General features: G+C 71.6%; 7 protein-coding genes. All 7 read right to left on the bottom strand.

Translation table 11 applies throughout. The features are described from left to right. Position 1: 1 nt before the first annotated feature. A complete protein-coding gene (locus ABGB17_RS05215; protein ID WP_347626624.1) occupies positions 2-1,381 on the bottom strand; it encodes an MFS transporter in 1,380 nt (459 codons plus the stop codon). Positions 1,382-1,396: 15 nt separating this feature from the next. Beyond that, positions 1,397-2,650 (bottom strand): cytochrome P450, encoded by a 1,254-nt coding sequence (locus tag ABGB17_RS05220; RefSeq protein ID WP_347626625.1) that lies wholly within the window; start codon positions 2,648-2,650, stop codon positions 1,397-1,399. A 27-nt stretch (positions 2,651-2,677) separates the two neighbouring features. Further along, positions 2,678-3,811 carry an aminotransferase class I/II-fold pyridoxal phosphate-dependent enzyme gene (locus tag ABGB17_RS05225; RefSeq protein WP_347626626.1) on the bottom strand — a complete coding sequence of 378 codons (1,134 nt, stop codon included), beginning with the start codon at positions 3,809-3,811 and terminating at the stop codon, positions 2,678-2,680. Between the two features lie 168 nt (positions 3,812-3,979). Further along, positions 3,980-6,571, bottom strand: a complete 2,592-nt coding sequence (locus ABGB17_RS05230; protein ID WP_347626627.1) for an amino acid adenylation domain-containing protein — start codon at positions 6,569-6,571, stop codon at positions 3,980-3,982. A gap of 2 nt (positions 6,572-6,573) precedes the next feature. Continuing rightward, complete coding sequence (locus ABGB17_RS05235) at positions 6,574-9,783, bottom strand: amino acid adenylation domain-containing protein (RefSeq protein ID WP_347626628.1); 3,210 nt, start codon at positions 9,781-9,783, stop codon at positions 6,574-6,576. Next, a complete protein-coding gene (locus ABGB17_RS05240; protein WP_347626629.1) occupies positions 9,783-12,971 on the bottom strand; it encodes an amino acid adenylation domain-containing protein in 3,189 nt (1,062 codons plus the stop codon). The genes ABGB17_RS05235 and ABGB17_RS05240 overlap by 1 nt, the downstream gene beginning before the upstream one ends. Further along, entirely contained in the window at positions 12,971-19,216 is a 6,246-nt protein-coding gene (locus tag ABGB17_RS05245; RefSeq protein ID WP_347626630.1) for an amino acid adenylation domain-containing protein, read from the bottom strand. The genes ABGB17_RS05240 and ABGB17_RS05245 overlap by 1 nt, the downstream gene beginning before the upstream one ends. Positions 19,217-19,221 lie beyond the last annotated feature (5 nt).

The raw sequence follows: 19,221 nt of genomic DNA on the forward strand, positions 1-19,221 counted from the left end.
TTCACCGCCGCACCGCGTCGGCCGCCAGGTCCTCCGGTGTCACGTCCGGCAGCGCCTCCTCCACGCCGCTCAGCCGCTGATGCCGGTAGGCGTACAGCGTGCAGAGCGCGATCAGCACGCCTGCCGCCACCAGGAGCAGCGCGAACCCCCGGTCGGGCCCGTCCCCGACGAGGAACGCCACGACGCCCGACCGCACCTGGTCCTCGCCCACCACCGGCTGGAGGACACCGCTGAGGACCCCCGCCATGACGTTGCCGACCATGAGCAGGCCGGCATAGACGACGTTCTTCAACGCCATGACCCGGCCGAGCAGCTCGGGCTCCACCTTGGTGTTCAGGATGGTGTGGAAGTTGCCGATGATGATCGACGTGGTGCCCAGGAAGACGAAGGCGGCGAGGGCGATCAGCAGGATGTTCGGCCGGAGCCCGCCGAGCACGATCGCCGCCGCGAACAGCAGCGAGTATCCGAGCATGCCGTTGACCCGCCGGCGGGGCCCGCCCCACACCGTCATCGCCACACCGGTGACGGTCATGCCGAGCGCTCCGACCGCGAGGACCGCGCCGAGGGCGCCCTCCGAGGCGAAGGCGAGGACGAGGCCCGGGAGCAGCACCTCGACGAAGCCGATGCCGAAACTGATCACGCCGAAGAACACCAGCAGCGCCACCATCCCCGGCAGGGTCCTGATCACGTCCCAGGCGTCCCTGAACTGCGCCAGTGGCGTCCGCGCACCGGCGTCCGGACGTCGCCGCCGGGCCGGCGGGATCCGCACCACGGCCAGGGTCACCACGGCGAGAGCCAGCGACACGGCCACCAGCAGGCCGACGCCTTCGATGGCGATGGCACGGAGCAGGAGCCCGGCGGCGATCGGCCCCAGCACCGCGCCGAGCCCGTTCACCAGCATCCGGGTCCCGTTCGCGCGGCCGATGTGCCGCTTCGGCACCAGCAGCGACACCGACGTCTCGATGGCGGGCAGCAGCAGTGCCTTGAGCATGGGAACGAGCATGATGACGGCGAACGCGTGCCACACGGAGAAGGTCCGCGTGAACAGCGGCACAGCCAGGCTGGCCGCGAGCACGATGCCGCCGACGTTGCTCACCAGCAGAGCGCGCCTCGGCCCCCACCGGTCGATCAGTGATCCGGCGAAGGGAGAGGTCACCAGGAAGGGGATGAAGGGAAGCGCGAACATGATGCCGAGGAACGGCAACGGGTACCGCTCGTAGAAGTAGAAGGCCGCCGCGAAGTTGAGCACCGTCAGACTCGTCACCGCGACGAACTGGCCGCCCCAGACGATCGTGAACGTGCGCACCCCGTGGGGGGGCAACGCCGTCTCCGCCCCGTCACCGTCGTGGTCGTTGCGAGTGTCAGCGTGGGAAGTGCTCATCGTCGACCCCAATGATCAGTTGGATGTACCCGCGTCCACCGGGCGCGGCTTCGGCCGGTGGGTCACCGCGCACGGCAGGGAGGCGAACCCGCGCTGGTGCGGGGAGTGCACACGCCGGGTGTTGGCCAGGTCGATCTCGTACTCCGACACGAACGTGCCGATCTCCTCGAGGGCGATCTGCATCTCCAGCCGGGCGAGCGCGGCGCCGAGGCAGTGGTGCGGGCCGTACCCGAAGCTGATCATCTTGCTGGTGTCGCGGTCCAGGTCGTAGCGGTCCGGGTCCGGGAACACGCGACTGTCGCGGTTGCCGGAAGCGGGCAGGATCGCGACACGCGCACCCTTCGTCAGGTTGACGCCGTGGATGACCGTGTCCTCGGTGAGGGTACGGGCCGTCATCTGGCTCGCCGAGTCGTAGCGCAACGTCTCGTTGGCCCAGTCGGCGGCGCGTCCGTTCAGCCCCGCACGCTGGGCCTCCGGGTGCACCCACCCGTGGTACCAGGCGTTGCCGATGGTCTTGCCGGTGGACTCGTTGCCGGCACTGATCACCAGGAACAGGAAGGCGACGATCTGCGTGTCGGTGTGCCTGACGCCGTTGACCTCGGCCTGGATCATGGCCGACGTCAGGTCGTCGCCGGGGTGGCGGCGAAGGTCGCCGACCAGCTCGACGAAGTAGTCGGCCAGCCGGAGGGCGGCGGCCACGGAGTTCGGACCGCGGTCCTCCGAGCCGTTCTCGCGCTGGTTGAGCTGGTCGGTGTCGGCGCGGACCTGGTCCCAGTCCTCGGGCGGGACGCCGAGCATCTCGCAGACCACGTCGTTGGGCAGCGCGGCGGCGTAGTCGGCGGCGAAGTCGAACTTCGCCAGGTCCCGCAGCGGTTCCAGCCGTTCCCGGGCGAGCACGCGGATCCGCGCCTCCAGGGCGGCCACCTTGCGCGGCGTGAACGCGGCCCCGACGAGGCTGCGGTACGCGCCGTGCTCCGGCGGGTCCATGGCGAGGAAGAAGCTGGTCTGCACCGCGTGCGGGCCCCACAGCTCCGACTCCAGCGAGATGCCGTTGCGGTTGGAGAACAACTTGGGGTTGCGCAGCGCCGCCACCACGTCGGCATGCCGTGACAGGGCCCAGAAGTCGCGGTGCTCGTTGCGGTACAGCGGCGCGTGCTCACGCATCCAGGCGTAGACGGGATAGGGATCTTCGTGGATCCGGTAGTCGAACGGGTCGTAACCGAAGGCGGCCTGGTCGTCCTCGGTCAGCGTCAGGGCATCCGTGCTCATCGATGCGCACCTCCCGTCGAAGCGATGTCAGCCGGCGTGCACGCACAGGTCGCGGTAGGCCTGAGCCAGCGTCCGCGCCCCGCGTTCGACGACCTCGAACGGACGCGCCAGGGAGACGCGGATGAAGCGCAGGCCGCCATCCGGGTCGGCCCAGTGGAACGGCCTGCACGGCAGCATGTGGACGCCGCGGGCGACCAGGTCCTTGTACAGGACCGCGGAGTCGGGGCCGCTGGGGGGGATCTCGATCCTGGCGACGCTGATCTGCGAGTCGGGGTCGGCCAGCCGCAGCCCGGCGGGCTCGACCGTCTCCCGCACCACCACCCGGTTCCGCTCCACCAGCGCGCGGGCCCGCTCGTAGCCGCCGTCCACCCAGTCCCCGGCCAGGGCCTTGATGAGCTGCAGGACGACCGGTGAGGCGGCGAGCAGCGACTCCGAGAACGCGCGCTCGATGGGAAGCCTGGTCCGCTCGCTGTACGCCAGCAACCCGATCTTGAGCTCGTGCACGGGCCAGAGCTTCCCGGTGTCCTCGATGACGATCCAGCTCACGCCGGCCGCTTCGAGGATCGCGTAGGTGTCGTACTGGGCCTCGCGCACCTGGCCGCGGAAGCTGGCGTCGATGATGACCGTCTGCCCGTGCCGGGCGGCGTGCTCGGCGAGCGACCGCAGATGCCCCTCCGGCATGACGAGGCCGGTCGGGTTGTTCGGGTGGGTCACCACGACCGCGCGCACCGGAGGCCCGGGCCAGTCCTGTGCGAGCATGGCCGACTCGAACAGGGGCACCAGCGACAGGCCCCGGGTGACGAAGAGATCGGCGATGTTGTCGAAGGTGGGGTGCAGCACCGCGATCACCGCGCCGGCGGGCAGGGCCCGGGCCACGATGTCGGTGGCCAGTGTGGAGGAGTAGCAGCTCAGGATCCGGCCGGTGCCGATCGGTGCGCTGTGCTGCCCGATCGCACCGAGGAACGCGGCGTGCGCCTCCCGTTCGATGTCCGGGAAGGAACGGCGGGTGGCCTCGGCGAACATGTCGGGGATACGCTCGACGATGGCCGCCTGCTGTGCGGAAAGGACGAGCCGGGCGTGTCCGTCGGTGAGGTTGAGTCCGCCGCCCGGGTCGGTCAGCGCCTCAACTTCCATGGTGGTCAGGCTGGCAAGCTCGCTCATCTGTTAGTCCTTCGGGGACGTCGCGCCCGTACGTCGCCGCGCATTCGTGCTACGGCGGGCGTGGCCGGCTGAACAGCAAGTACTTCGCCTATCCAGGACATTAAGGTGCCGATGTCACTGCGTACCTGTCCCCTCTAACAGGGACCAGGGCTCGGAGGTGGGACAGCGTCACGATCGCTCCTGCCCCTCGCGCAGGCAGTCGCGCAGCACGGCGGCGAGTTCCTCCAGGTGGGGCTGCTGCAACATGCTGTAGTGGTCGCCCGGTACGGTGCGATGCTCGAAGGCCGCGCAGAGCGCCTGCCACGCGGCGGGGTCCGTGGCGGCGCTCGCGGCCGCACTGACCAGCACCAGCCGACCTGGGTATCCGCGCGGCCGGTGCGTGAACATCGCCCTGGTGTTGGCGGCGAACAACCGCATCCGTGTCCGGATCTCGTCACGTGTGCCCGCGGGGACCAGGCCGGCGTCGTCGAGCACCGCCATCGCTTGCTCCTCCAGCGCGTCCCGGGCCAGGTGCCGGAACGACTCAGGATCGAGATCCGGTGGCCGTACCCCGGCGATGCCGGTGAGGTCGCGCACGAAGGCGGAAAGCACCTCCAGGTCGCCCGGGACACCGGGGTCGCCCGGCAGGCCGCTGTCCAGCACGACGACGATCGCGACGTGCTCGCCGGCGTCGGCCAGTTGCCTGGCCATCTCCAGGGCGATCACGCCGCCGAGGGACCAGCCGCCGAGGCGGTACGGCCCGCTCGGCCGCACCCGACGGATGATCTCTATGTACTCGGACGCTCGCCCGGGCACGTCACCGGCGCTGGTGCCGCCACGCAGGCCGGGGTCCTCGATCGCGTAGAAGGGCTGGTCGGCGCCGAGCAACGGCGCCAGGCGCACGTACTGGGCCACCGAGCCGCCGACGGGGTGCACGAAGAACAGCGGCGGCTGCGTGCCTTCCGGCTGCAGCGCCGCGGCGTCGTCGGAACGTGCGGCGCCGTCGGCGTCGCCGCTGTCGAGCCGGGAGGCGAGCCGTTCCAGGACCGGGTTGGTGAACAGGTGGCGTGTCGTGATCTCGACGCGCAGGTGTTTGCGTACGCGAGCGGTCAGCTGGCTGCCGTGCAGGGAGTTGCCGCCGAGCTCGAAGAAGTTGTCGTCGGCGCCGACCCGTCCCACCCCGAGCAGTTCCTGCCAGGTCGCGGCGAGCCAGCGTTCGGTGTCGGTGCGGGGCGGGACGTATTCCTTGGCGTGTGGCGCCGGGTCGGGAAGCCTGGCGACGTCGAGCTTCCCGTTGGGGTTCAGCGGCAGCTCGGGGATCGTCACGAACACCGAGGGGATCATGTACGTGGGAAGGTGTTCTGCCACGTGCCGGCGCAGGACACCGGGGTCGGCGTCCCCGACGACGTACGCGGCGAGGTAGGCGTCGTCGCGGAGCACGACGGCACATCGGTGGACGGCGGGGTGCCGGGTGAGGACGTGTTCGATCTCGCCGGGTTCGATGCGCTGGCCGCGGAGCTTGACCTGCCGGTCGGTACGGCCGAGGTATTCGAGCTGCCCGTCGGGCCGCCAGCGCACCAGGTCGCCGGTGGCGTACATCCGCCGGCCTGGCCGGCCGCCGTAGGGGTCGGGCAGGAAACGCTGGGCGGTGAGCCCGGGCCGGTTGAGGTAGCCGTGGGCCACGCCGGCGCCGGCGATGTAGAGCTGGCCGGAGATGCCGACGGGCACCGGCCGCAGGCGCCTGTCGAGGACGTAGGCGCGGTGGTGGGGCTGGGCGGTGCCGATGGGTACCGTACCCCGCAGCGGCGTGTCCGGGCACACGTAGGTGGTGCAGATCACGGTGGCCTCGGTGGGGCCGTAGCCGTTGTACAGGGTGAGGCCGGGCCGCGACCAGCGGTTGGCCAGTTCGACGCCGAGCACCGTGCCGGCGCACAGGATCGCGCGGAGCCGGCTCTGGTCCAGTCGCGCCGGGTCCAGCAGGGCCAGGACCGTCGGGGGGATGTAGGCGATCGTGACGCCGGTTTCCCGCAACAGCGTGGTCAACGCGTCCGGGTCGGTGATGACGTCGAAAGGAGCGCTGACGACGGTCGCGCCGGCCAGGAGAGTGGCGAAGGTGTCGAAGATCGTGACGTCGAAGGCGGGGTTGGCCACCTGGGGGACGACGTCGGCGGCGGTGACGCCGAGCTGTCCGACCGCGTTCCGGCAGTAGGTGTACGCCGACCTGTGGGAGACCAGCACCCCTTTGGGGATGCCGGTGGAGCCGGAGGTGTAGATCAGGTACGCCGGGTCGTCGGGCCGGACGCCGGCGTCCGGCGCCGTCTCGGGGTGGCCGGCCAGATCGACCTGCCACGGCGGGTCGTCCAGGGTCCAGGTCATGGTGGCGGGGGCGACCTCGGTGGCCAGGGCGGCCAGATCGGACGTCGTCAGCAGCAACGGCGCCGCGGCGTCGCCGACCTGGAAGGCCAGCCGGGCCGCCGGGTTGCGCGGGTCCAGCGGCATCCAGGCGGCCCCGCTCATCATCACCGCGAGCTGCGCGACGAGCAGATGCGGGCCGCGTTCCAGCAGCAACGCCACCACCCGGCCCCGCCCCACCCCCGCCTCCCGCAACGCGTGCGCCAACCGGCCGGCACGCCGGCCCAGCCCGCCGTAGGTCAGCTCGACCGGCGGCTCACCCGTGGGGCCGCCCGCGAACCGGAACGCGACACGACCCGCGTCATGCCCGGCCGTGACCTGATGGAGCAGGCCGAGTGTGCCGACCGCACCGGTGGCAACGGTGTGCACCGCTACGCTCCTCCCTCTCCTGACCCGGTCGCGGCGGCGGCACCCGCCGCGTTCCAGGCATGCAGCACCTGGTCACGTTCACTGGCCGACATGATGTCGATGTCCTCGGCGACGGCGCCGGGCTCGGCAAGGCCGTTGGTCAACGCCGCGACGTAGTGGTCGAGGAAGCGCTCCATGCGGCCGACGTCGAACAACTCGGTGGAGTACTCCATCGACACCCACATGCCGTCCGGCGCGTCCGTCATCTCGATCCCGATGTCGAACCGCGCGGAACGGCCGGCCGCGTCCAGGGGCTCGGCGGCCACGTCGCCGAGCGACAGATCCGCCTGGTTGCCGGCGGGCTGGAGCGTCAGGCTGACCTGGAACAGGGGGTTGCGGCCGGCGACCCGTTCGGGCTGGAGCGCGTCGACGATCACTCCGAACGGCACGTCCTGGTGGGCGGTGGCGTTCAGCACCGTCTCGTGGCAGCGGCGGACGACCTCGGCGAAGGTGGGCTCGCCGCCGAGATCGGTGCGCAGCACCACGGTGTTGGCGAAGAAACCGACGATGCGTTCCATCTCACGGCGGGTACGGCCGGAGAAGATGGACCCGAGGACGAGGTCGTCCTGCCCGGTGTAGCGGTGCAGCACGGTGAGCAGCGCCGCCTGCGACACCGCCAGGAAGGACACCTGGTGGGTCCGCGCGTACGCGCGCGCCGCCGCGGCGGTGTCGTCGGGCACCCGGCGGTTGAGGGCCGCGCCGGCGCCGGTGGGTTGTGCCGGACGCGGCCGGTCCGCCGGGAAGTCCAGCGTCGGCAGACCGGCCAGGGCCTCACGCCAGTAAGCCAGCCGGCGATCCATCTCGGCATCGTCGAGCCGGTCGCGCTGCCACACCGCGTGGTCGCCGGGTTGCAGGGACACCTCCGGCAGCTCGGCCGCACCCGCACCGCGCTCGGCGGCGTACGCCAGGGACAGCTCGTCGGCCAGCATCCGCAGCGACCAGCCGTCGGCGACGATGTGGTGGACCACCAGCACCAGCACGTGCTCGTCCGGCCCCAGCCGCGCGAGCGCCGCGCGGAACAGCGACCCCGCCGCCAGATCGAACGGCCGCGTCATGCAGTCGCTCACCCACGACTCGACCCCGCCGGCCTCGACCCGCTCCACCGGCAGCGAGATCGCCGCGGGCGGCGGGTCGACCACCTGGCGCGGCAGGCCCTTCTCCTCGGCGAACCTGGTGCGCAGCGCCTCGTGCCGCACCACCAGCGCGAGCAGGGCCCGCTCCAGCGCGGGCACGTCGAGCGCGCCGCGCAGCGCCAGGGCGAACGACAGGTGGTACATCGACGACGGGCCCAACCGCTGCAGGAGCCAGAGCCCCTCCTGCTGCGGCGTGCACGGCAGCGCCCCGTCCCGCGCCACCGGCACGATCGGCGTCTGCGCGGGTGCGGCCTCTGACGCGTCGAGCAGCGCCGCCAGGTCCGCGAGCGCCGGCTCGGTGAACAGGTGGTGCAGGTCGAGTTCGATGCCCAGGTCTTCGCGGACGCGGGCGGCGAGTTGCGTGCCGTGCAGGGAGGTACCGCCGAGGTCGAAGAAGTTGTCGTCGGCGCCGACGTGTTCGACGGCCAGCAGTTCCTGCCAGGTCGCGGCGAGCCAGCGTTCGGTGCCGGTACGTGGCGGTACGTATTCCTTGGTGTCCGGCATCGGGTCCGGGAGCCCGGCGACGTCCAGCTTGCCGTTCGGGGTCAACGGCAGCGCGCGCAGCGCGACCCACGCGGTGGGGATCATGTACGTGGGGAGGGCGTGTGCCAGGTGCTCGCGCAGCTCGGCGGGGTCGGGGTCGTCGTGGCCCGGTTCCGCGACGACGTACGCGGCCAGGTAGGTGTCGTCGCGCATGATGACGGCGCACTGCCGGACGGCGGGGTGGCGGGCCAGGACGTGTTCGATCTCGCCGAGTTCGATGCGCTGGCCGCGGAGCTTGACCTGCCGGTCGGTGCGGCCGAGGAACTCCAGCAGGCCGTCGGGCCGCCAGCGCACCAGGTCACCGCTGGCGTACATCCGCTCCCCCGGCCGGCCGCTGTAGGGGTCGGGCAGGAAACGCTCGGCGGTGAGCCCGGGCCGGTTGAGATAGCCGTGCGCCAGTCCCGCCCCGGCGATGTAGAGCTGCCCCGCCACCCCCACCGGCACCGGCCGCAGACGCTTGTTCAGCACGTAGGTGCGCTGGTGGGGCAGCGCGGCGCCGATCGGCACCGTGCCTTCCAGAGGTGTGCCGGGGCACACGTAGTTGGTGCAGATGACGGTGGCCTCGGTGGGGCCGTACCCGTTGTGCAGGGCGAGGCCGGGCCGCGACCAGCGGTTGGCCAGTTCGACGCCGAGCACAGAACCGATGCACAGGACGGCGCGGAGCCGGCTGCCGGTCAGGTGTGCCGGGTCGAGCAGGCCCAGGACCGCCGGGGGGATGTAGGCGACGGTGACGTTCTCCGCTCGCAGGAGCGTGGTCAACGCGGCCGGGTCGGTCATGACGGCGAACGGGGCGCTGACGACGGTCGCGCCGGCCAGGAGAGTGGCGAAGGTGTCGAAGACCGTGACGTCGAAGGCGGGGTTGGCCACCTGCGGGAGCACGTCGGCGGCGGTGACGCCGAGTTGCTCGACCGCGTTCCTGCAGTAGGTGTACGCCGACCCGTGAGAGATCAGGACCCCTTTGGGGGTGCCGGTGGAGCCGGAGGTGTACATTAGGTATGCCGGGTCGACCGGGCGGACGTCGATGTCCGGCGCCGTTTCGGGGAAACGGGCCAGATCGGCCTGCCGCGGCGGGTCGTCCAGGACCCAGATCGCGGTGGCGGGGGCGACCTCGGTGGCCAGATCGGCCAGGTCCGAGGTCGTCAGCAGCAACGGCGCCGCGGCGTCACACACCTGGAAAGCCAGCCGGGCCGGCGGATTACGCGGATCAAGCGGCATCCACGCCGCCCCGCTCATCATCACCCCAAGCTGCGCGACAAGCAGATCCGGACCGCGTTCCAGCAACAACCCGACCACCCGGCCCCGCCCCACCCCCACCTCCCCCAACGCCCGCGCCAACCGGCCCGCACGACCACCCAGCTCCCCATACGTCAGCTCAACCGGACACCCCGAAACACCACCCACGAAACGGAACGCCACACGACCCGCCTCATGCCCGGCCACGACCTGATGCAACAGACCCGACGTGCCCACCGCACCGGCGACAACGGTGTGCACCACTACACCCCTCCCTCTGACCCGGCCACCGCGACGGCCGGGTTCCAGGCATGCAGCACCTGCTGCCGCTCACTGCTCGACATGATGTCGATGTCCTCGGCCACCACGCCGGGGTCGGCAAGGCCGTTGGTCAACGCCGCGACGTAGTGGTCGAGGAAGCGCTCCATGCGGCCGGGGTCGAACAACTCGCTGGAGTACTCCACCACCAGGTCCAGGCCGTCCCCGCTGTCGATCGCGTCGATCGCGACGTCGAACCGCGCGGAACGTGCGGCCGCGTCCAGCGGTTCGGCGGCCACGTCGCCGAGCGTCAGGTCGGCCTGGTTGTTGGCCGGCTGGAGCGTCAGGCTGATCTGGAACAGGGGGTTGCGTCCGGCGACCCGTTCGGGCTGGAGCGCGTCCACGATCAACGCGAAGGGGATGTCCTGGCGCTCGGTGGCGTCCAGCACCGTCTCATGACAACGGCGGACCACTTCGGCGAACGTGGGCTCACCCCCGACATCGGTACGCAGCACCACGGTGTTGGCGAAGAAACCCACCACAGGCTCGATCTCCGGACGGGTACGACCCGAGAAGATCGACCCGATGACCAGGTCCTCCTGCCCGGTGTACCGGTGCAGCACCGTCAGCAACGCCGCCTGCAACACCGCCAGGAACGACACCTGATGCGTCCGCGCGTACGCACGCGCCGCCGCCGCGGTGCTTGCCGGGACCTGGTGGTCGGCGGCCGCGCCGGCACCGGTGGGGTCGGCCGGCCGGGGGCGGTCCGCCGGGAAGTCCAGCGTCGGCAGACCGGCCAGGGCCTCACGCCAGTAAGCCATCTGCCGGTCCATCTCGGCGCCGTCGAGCCAGCCGCGCTGCCACACCGCGTGATCGACCGGCTGCAGGGACATCGCCGGCAGTTCTGCTCCTCGTATGCCGCGCTCGGTGGCGTACAGGGCGCCGAGTTCGTCGGCGAGGATCTTGGCCGACCAGCCGTCGGCGACGATGTGGTGGACCACCAGCACCAGCACGTGCTCGTCGGGCCCCAGCCGCGCGAGCGCCGCGCGGAACAGCGACCCCGCCGCCAGATCGAACGGCCGCGTCGTCCACTCGGTCACCCACGACTCGACCTGGCCGGCCTCGACGGGGTCCGCCGGCAGCGAGAACGTCGCAGGCGGCGGGTCGATCACCTGGCGCGGCAGGCCGTCCTCCTCGGCGAACCTGGTGCGCAGCGCCTCGTGCCGCACCACCAGCGCGAGCAGGGCCCGCTCCAGGGCGGGGACATCGAGCGCGCCGCGCAGCGCCAGGGCGAACGCGATGTGATACATCGACGACGACGGATCCATGGACTGCAGGAGCCAGAGCCCTTCCTGCTGCGGCGTGCACGGCAGCGCCCCGTCCCGCGCCACCGGCACGATCGGCGTCTGCGCGGGTGCGATCTCGGACTCGTCGAGCCGCGCGGCCAGATCCGCGAGTACCGGATGGGAGAACAGGTGGCGCAGGTCGAGTTCGATGCGCAACTGCTCGCGGACGCGGGCGGCGAGCTGGCTGCCGTGCAGGGAGTTGCCGCCGAGCTCGAAGAAGTTGTCGTCGGCGCCGACGCGTTCCAGCTTCAGCAGTTCCTGCCATGCCGCGGCCAGCCAGCGTTCGGTGCCGGTACGGGGCGGGACGTACTGGTTGCCGCCCGGCACCGGATCGGGGAGTCTCGCCAGGTCGAGCTTGCCGTTGGGGCTCAGCGGCAGCTCCGTCAGCGGCACGAACACCGAGGGGATCATGTACGCGGGAAGCCGTTCCGCCAGGTGCCGGCGCAGGCCGCCGGGGTCGGTCTCGCCGACGACGTACGCGGCCAGGTAGGTGTCGTCGCGCATGATGACGGCGCACTGCCGGACGGCGGGGTGGCGGGCCAGGACGTGTTCGATCTCGCCGAGTTCGATGCGCTGGCCGCGGAGCTTGACCTGCCGGTCGGTGCGGCCGAGGAACTCCAGCAGGCCGTCGGGCCGCCAGCGCACCAGGTCACCGCTGGCGTACATCCGCTCCCCCGGCCGGCCGCTGTAGGGGTCGGGCAGGAAACGCTCGGCGGTGAGCCCGGGCCGGTTGAGATAGCCGTGCGCCAGTCCCGCCCCGGCGATGTAGAGCTGCCCCGCCACCCCCACCGGCACCGGCCGCAGACGCTTGTTCAGCACGTAGGCGCGGTGATGGGGCAGCGCGGCGCCGATCGGCACGGGACCCTGCACAGGTGTGTCGGGGCACACGTAGTTCATGCAGGCCACGGTGGTCTCGGTGGGGCCGTACCCGTGGTGGAGGGCGAAGCCGGGCCGCGACCAGCGGCCCTGCACCTCCGCGGCGAGCGACTCCCCCCCGGCCACGAACCCGCGCAACGCGCTTCCCGTGAACCCCTGGGGATCGAGCAGGCTCAGGAACGTCGGTGTCAGGAACGAGAAGGTGACCTGCTCCGAGTGGACGAGCGCGGTGAACGCGGCCGGGTCGGTGATGACGGCGAACGGGGCGCTGACGACGGTCGCGCCGGCCAGGAGAGTGGCGAAGGTGTCGAAAACGGTGCCGTCGAAAGCGGGGTTGGCCGTCTGGAGGATGCGGTCGGCGGCGGTGACACCGTGATGCTCGACCGCGTTCCTGCAGTAGGTGTACGCCGACCGGTGAGGGGTCAGCACCCCCTTGGGGGTGCCGGTGGAGCCGGAGGTGTAGACCACGTATGCCGGGTCGACCGGCCGGACGTCGATGTCCGGCGCCGTTTCGGGGAAACGGGCCAGATCGGCCTGCCGCGGCGGGTCGTCCAGGACCCAGATCGCGGTGGCGGGGGCGACCTCGGTGGCCAGATCGGCCAGGTCCGAGGTCGTCAGCAGCAACGGCGCCGCGGCGTCACACACCTGGAAAGCCAGCCGGGCCGGCGGATTACGCGGATCAAGCGGCATCCACGCCGCCCCGCTCATCATCACCCCAAGCTGCGCGACAAGCAGATCCGGACCGCGTTCCAGCAACAACCCGACCACCCGGCCCCGCCCCACCCCCACCTCCCCCAACGCCCGCGCCAACCGGCCCGCACGACCACCCAGCTCCCCATACGTCAGCTCAACCGGACACCCCGAAACACCACCCACGAAACGGAACGCCACACGACCCGCCTCATGCCCGGCCACGACCTGATGCAACAGACCCGACGTGCCCACCGCACCGGCGACAACGGTGTGCACCACTACACCCCTCCCTCTGACCCGGCCACCGCGACGCCACCGGCTCCGGCGGGCGTCGAACTCCAGGCATGCAGCACCTGGTGACGTTCGGTGGCCGACATGATGTCGATGTCCTCGGCGACGGCGCCGGGGTCGGCAAGGCCGTTGGTCAACGCCGCGACGCAGTGGTCGAGGAAGCGCTCCATGCGGCCGGGGTCGAACAACTCGGTGGAGTACTCCGCCACCAGGTCCAGGCCGTCCCTGTTGTCGATCGCGTCGATCGCGACGTCGAACCGCGCGTACCCGCCACCCAGCTCGACCGGCTCCGTCGTCACGGTTCCCAGCGTCAGGTCGGCCTGGGTGTTGGCCGGCTGGAGCGTCAGGCTGATCTGGAACAGGGGGTTGCGTCCGGCGACCCGTTCGGGCTGGAGCGCGTCCACGATCAACGCGAAGGGGATGTCCTGGCGCTCGGTGGCGTCCAGCACCGTCTCATGACAACGGCCGACGACCTCGGCGAACGTGGGCTCACCCCCGACATCGGTACGCAGCACCACGGTGTTGGCGAAGAAACCCACCACAGGCTCGATCTCCGGACGGGTACGACCCGAGAAGACGGACCCGATGACCAGGTCCTCCTGCCCGGTGTACCGGTGCAGCACCGTCAGCAACGCCGCCTGCAACACCGCCAGGAACGACACCCGGTGCTTCAGCGCGTACGCACGCGCCGCCGCCGTGGTGTCGTCGGGCACCCGGCGAGCGGCCACCGCGCCGGCGCCGGTGGGCCGCGCCGGACGGGGCCGGTCCGCCGGGAAGTCCAGCGTCGGCAGACCGGCCAGGGCCTCACGCCAATAGGCCATCTGCCGGTCCATCTCGGCGCCGTCGAGCCAGCCGCGCTGCCACACCGCGTGATCGACCGGCCGCAGGCGCAGTTCCGGCAGCGCGGCGTGGTCGCCGGCGTACAGGGCGGCGAGTTCCCCGGCCAGGATCTTGCCCGACCAGCCGTCGGCGACGATGTGGTGGACCACCAGTACCAGTACGTGGTGATCGGGAGCGAGCCTGGCCAGTGCCGTCCGGAACGGCGGCCCGGCCGCCAGGTCGAACGGCCGGCAGATGTGCTCCGTGGCCCACCGCGCGACGTCGTCCGCGGCCATCTCGGTCACCGGCAGCGAGAACGCCGGCGGCGGCGGGTCGACCACCTGCCGGGGCAGGCCGCGCTCTTCGACGAACCTGGTGCGCAAGCCTTCGTGCCGCCCCACCAGCGCGAGCAGCGCCCGCTCCAACGAGGCCACGTCCAGCGCGCCGCGCAGCCCCAGCGCGTACGGGATGTGGTAGGTCGGCGACGACGGGTCGAGCCTGTGCATGAACCACAGACCCTCCTGCTGGTGCGTGCACGGCAGCGGACCATGTCCGGCCACCGGCGCGATCGTCCTCGCGGCGCGCGTGATGCCGGACTCGTCGAGCCGCGCGGCGAGCTGTTCAAGCACCCGGCTGGTGAACAGGTGCCGTGGCTCCAGCTCGATGCCCAGGCCGCCCCTGATCCGCGCGATGAGCTGCGTGCCGTGCAGCGAGTTGCCGCCGAGGTCGAAGAAGTCGTCGTGGACGCCTACCCGTTCCACCTCCAGCAGTTCCTGCCACGCCGCGGCGAGCCATCCCTCCGTGGGGGTACGCGGTGCCACGTACTCGGCCGCCGGCGACGCGACGGCCGGCAACGCGGCGACGTCGAGCTTGCCGTTGCGGGTGACGGGCAACTCCGGCAGCGCGACCCACGCGGTGGGGATCATGTACGTGGGCAGCCGCTGCGCCAGGTACTCGTGCAGCTCGGCGGGGCCGGGCTCGCCGTGGTCCGGCTCCGCGACGACGTACGCGGCCAGGTAGGCGTCGTCGCGCAGGATCACGGCGCAGTGGCGGACGGCGGGGTGGCGGGCCAGGACGTGTTCGATCTCGCCGAGTTCGATGCGCTGGCCGCGGAGCTTGACCTGCCGGTCGGTGCGGCCGAGGTACTCGATCGCGCCGTCCCTCCGCCAGCGAGCCAGGTCACCGCTGGCGTACATGCGCTCGCCTGGGCGGCCGGCGTAGGGGTCGGCGAGGAAGCGCTCGGCGGTGAGCCCCGGCCGGTTGAGGTAGCCGAGAGCCACGGGCCCGCCGATGAACAGTTGCCCGGGCACCCCGATCGGCACCGGCCGCAGGCGGCCGTCCAGGATGTAGGTCCGCATGTTGGTGATCGGAGGCCCGATCGGCACGGTGACGGCGCCGGGTTCGCAGCGCCAGGACGTGACGTCGATCGAGGCCTCGGTCGGGCCGTAGAGGTTGTGCAACTCGACGCCGGGCCAGACGGCCAGGAACCGGCGCGCGGCGACCGGCGGCAGCGCCTCGCCGCTGGCGAACACCAGGCGCAGGCTGTGCAGCGCGCCGGGGTCGAGCCCGTCCTGCACGGCGTCGAGGAAGGCCAGCAGCATCGAGGGGACGAAATGCACCGTGGTGATGCCCTCGCTCGCGATCAGCCGATGCAGGTACCCGGGATCGCGGTGGCCGCCGGGTGCGGCGACGACGAGGGTGGCGCCGACGGCGAGCGGCCAGAAGAACTCCCAGACCGAGACGTCGAAACTGTACGGCGTCTTCTGCAGCACACGGTCGGCGGGCTGGAGCCGGTAGGTCTCCTGCATCCAGGCGAGTTGCTTGTGGACACCGCGGTGCGAGACCAGGACACCCTTGGGTGTGCCGGTGGAACCGGAGGTGTAGAGCACGTAGGCGAGGGAGTCGACGGTGACGCCGCTGTCCGGCGGGCCGGCCGGCTCGGCGGCGAGCGCGTCCCGCTCGGTGTCCAGCGTGATCGCGGCGGGGAAGGCGGACGCGTGGGCGGCGTGGGTGACGACGACCGGCGGAGCGGCGTCGGCGAGCATGAACGCGAGCCGCTCCGGCGGCAGGTCGGGTTCGAACGGGAGGTATCCCCCGCCGGCCTTCAAGGCGGCCAGCAGCGCGATGACCATGTCGGCGCCTCGGTACAGGCATACGCCTACGGGAACCCCCGGGCCGACGCCATGCCGGCGCAGCCGGTGCGCGAGCTGGTTGGCCGCCACGTCGAGCTGCTCGTACGTCCATTCCGTGCCGTCGTGGTCGATGACGGCGACGGCCTCCGGCGTACGGGCGGCGGTCGCCTCGACCAGCCGGTGCACCAGCTCGACCGGCGGCCCGCCGGCCGTGTCGTTCCATGCCGCGAGTACCTGGTGGCGTTCGGTGGCCGGCATGATGTCGAGGTCCGCGGCGACGGTGCCGGGTTCGGCCAGGCCGTTGGCCAACGCCGCGACGTAGTGGTCGAGAAGACGTTCGATGCGGTCGGCGTCGAACAGTTCGGTGGAGTACTCGACCATCAGCTCCGACCGGCCGCCGGCGTCCGCCACGTTGATGAGGATGTCGAAGCGCGCGTAGTCGTCGGCGATGTCGATCGGCTCGGCCTGGATGTCGCCGAGTGACAGGCCGGCCTGGGTGCCGGCGGGCTGGAGGCTGAGGCTGATCTGGAACAGGGGGTTGCGTCCGGCGACCCGTTCGGGCTGGAGCGCGTCGACGATCAACGCGAAGGGGATGTCCTGGCGCTCGGTGGCGTCCAGCACCGTCTCGTGACAACGGCGGACCACTTCGGCGAACGTGGGCTCACCCCCGACATCGGTACGCAGCACCACGGTGTTGGCGAAGAAACCCACCACAGGCTCGATCTCCGGACGGGTACGACCCGAGAAGATCGACCCGATGACCAGGTCCTCCTGCCCGGTATAGCGATGCAGCACCGTCAGCAACGCCGCCTGCAACACCGCCAGGAACGACACCCGGTGCTTCAGCGCGTACGCACGCGCCGCCGCCGCGGTACCGGCCGGCAGCTCGCGGCCGGCCACCGCGCCGGCACCGGTCGGGTCGGCCGGCCGGGGCCGGTCCGCCGGGAAGTCCAGCGTCGGCAGACCGGCCAGGGCCTCACGCCAGTAAGCCACCTGCCGGTCCATCTCGGGACCGTCGAGCCGGGCACGCTGCCACACCGCGTGGTCACCCGGCTGCAGGTGCATCTCCGGCAGTTCGATCCCCCCCACACCGCGCTCGGCGGCGTACAGGGCGCCGAGTTCGTCGGCGAGGATCTTGGCCGACCAGCCGTCGGCGACGATGTGGTGGACCACCAGCACGAGCGCGTGCTCGTCGGGCCCCAGCCGCGCCAGCGCCGCGCGGAACAGCGGCCCAGCCGCCAGGTCGAACGGCCGGTGCGCCTCGTCCGCCGCCCACCGCCCGAGCGTGTCGCCGTCCAGCTCGGTCACCGGCAGCGAGAACGCCGGCGGCGGCGCATCGATCACCTGGCGGGGCAGGCCGTCCTCCTCGACGAACCTGGTGCGCAGCGCCTCGTGCCGCACCACCAGCGCGAGCAGCACCCGTTCCAACGAGGCCACGTCCAGCGCGCCGCGCAGCCGCAACGCGAACGGGATGTGGTAGGTCGGCGACGAAGGGTCGAGCCGGTGCATGAACCACAGGCCCTCCTGCTGCTGGGTGCAGGGCAACGCCTGATCGCGCGCCACCGGCACCATGCGGCCGGGCCTGTCCTGCCGCTCCTTCGCCGCGCGCTTGGCGGCCAGTTGCCGTTCCAGCTCGGCGATCTCGTCGTCCAGCTCAGTGGCCGGCTGCTCGGCCGCGGTGGAGGAGAGTGCCTGCGCGAGTTCGCGGACGCTGGGGTGTGCGGCGAGCGTCGCGATGCCGGCGCCTTCGATGCGGCCGACCGCGCGGACGGCGTCGAAGGAGTCACCGCCGAGCTCGAAGAAACTGGCCGTGACGTCGATGTCCGTGAGGCCGAGGATCTCCTTGTAGACGGCGGCGACCGCCTCCTCCTCGGGAGTGGCGGGCGGCTCGGGTGCCGACGCCCGCCGGCGCATCGCCGCCACCGGCTCCTCGGTCCGCCGGACCGGCCGCGGGCCGGTCGCCGACACGACCGGGGCGATGCCTTCGGCGGCGATGATCGCTTCCATGGTGAGGTGCAGCCGCTCGAGCAGGTCGTCGATGAAGCCGGGGGCGAACCGGTCGCGGTGGATCAGCAACTGCATCTCCGACACCGGAGAGGGCGCGACCGTCAGCGTCAGCGGCAGGTCGATCTTGTCGTAGAGCGTGTCGACGCCGAACCTCAGCGGCTCGTCCGCCGCGGCGTCCCCGGAGCCGGCGTCGATGGCGAGCGAGTAGTTCTCCAGCACGAGGAGCGTGTCGAAGAGCTGCTGTCCCGGCGCCTCGGCCCACTTCTTGATGTCGGCGAGGGGGGCGTACTCGTAGCGGCGCATGGCCGCATAGGTGTCCTGGAGGTCGCGCAGCCACGAGCCGAGATCGCCGTCGCCCGGCACCGTGACCCGCAGCGGCAGCGTGTTGGCGAACAGGCCCACCATCCGCTCGACCTGCGGCAGCTCGGGAGGACGGCCGGAGGTGGCGCAGCCGAAGGTGACCTCCGGCTGACCTGTGTAGCTCTGCACCACGACGGCCCACACGGCCTGCACCATGGTGCTGAGCGTGACGCGGTGGCGGGCCGCCGCGTCACGCAGCCCTTCGGTCAGCGTCTCCGGCAGGGCCACGATGCGGCGCTCGACCGCCCCGGTGCCGTGCAGCGGGTCCGCCGGCTCGAATCGGGACACGAGGCTGGGCCGTACACCGGCCAGGGCCTTGGTCCACAGGTCGCGGGCCTCCTGGAGGTCCTGACGTTGCAGCCAGGCGATGTAGTCGCGGTAGGCCGGCACGGGCCGCGGCGCGGGAGTGCCGACGGTCAGCGTGCGGTACCACGCCATGACCTCGTCGAGGACGACGGGGATCGACCAGCCGTCGAGCAGCACGTGGTGGTAGGTCCAGATGAGCGTGTGGCGGCGTTCGCCGAGCCGGACCACGTGCAGCCGCTGGAGCGGCGGCACCGCGGGGTCGAAGCCCGCGGCGCGGTCCTCGGTCTGCAGGCGCTCCAGCCGTTCGCGCTGCCGCGCGTGGTCGAGGCCGGACCAGTCGTGGTGGTGGACGGGCAGCGCCACGTGCTTGTGCGCGACCTGCAGCGGCTTGTCCAGTCCCTGCCAGTGGAACGACGTCCGCAACCCGGGGTGCGCGGCGACGACCGCCTCCCAGGCACTCACCAGGGCGTCGACGTCCAGCGGTCCTTCGACGGCGTACGTGTGCTGGCTGAGGTACATGTCGGCGGCGCCGTCGTGCAGGCTGTGCAGCAGCATGCCTTGCTGAAGCGGTGAGAGCTCGTAGATGTCCTCGACGTTTCCGCTGCTCACACTCT

Source organism: Sphaerisporangium sp. B11E5 (genome assembly GCF_039871875.1).
Lineage (GTDB): Bacteria > Actinomycetota > Actinomycetes > Streptosporangiales > Streptosporangiaceae > Sphaerisporangium.

Excerpts from the sequence above, each read along its gene's own strand:
- ABGB17_RS05215 (WP_347626624.1), bottom strand. The coding sequence starts at position 1,381 with ATGAGCACTTCCCACGCTGACACTCGCAACGACCACGACGGTGACGGG.
- ABGB17_RS05225 (WP_347626626.1), bottom strand. The coding sequence starts at position 3,811 with ATGAGCGAGCTTGCCAGCCTGACCACCATGGAAGTTGAGGCGCTGACC.
- ABGB17_RS05220 (WP_347626625.1), bottom strand. The coding sequence starts at position 2,650 with ATGAGCACGGATGCCCTGACGCTGACCGAGGACGACCAGGCCGCCTTC.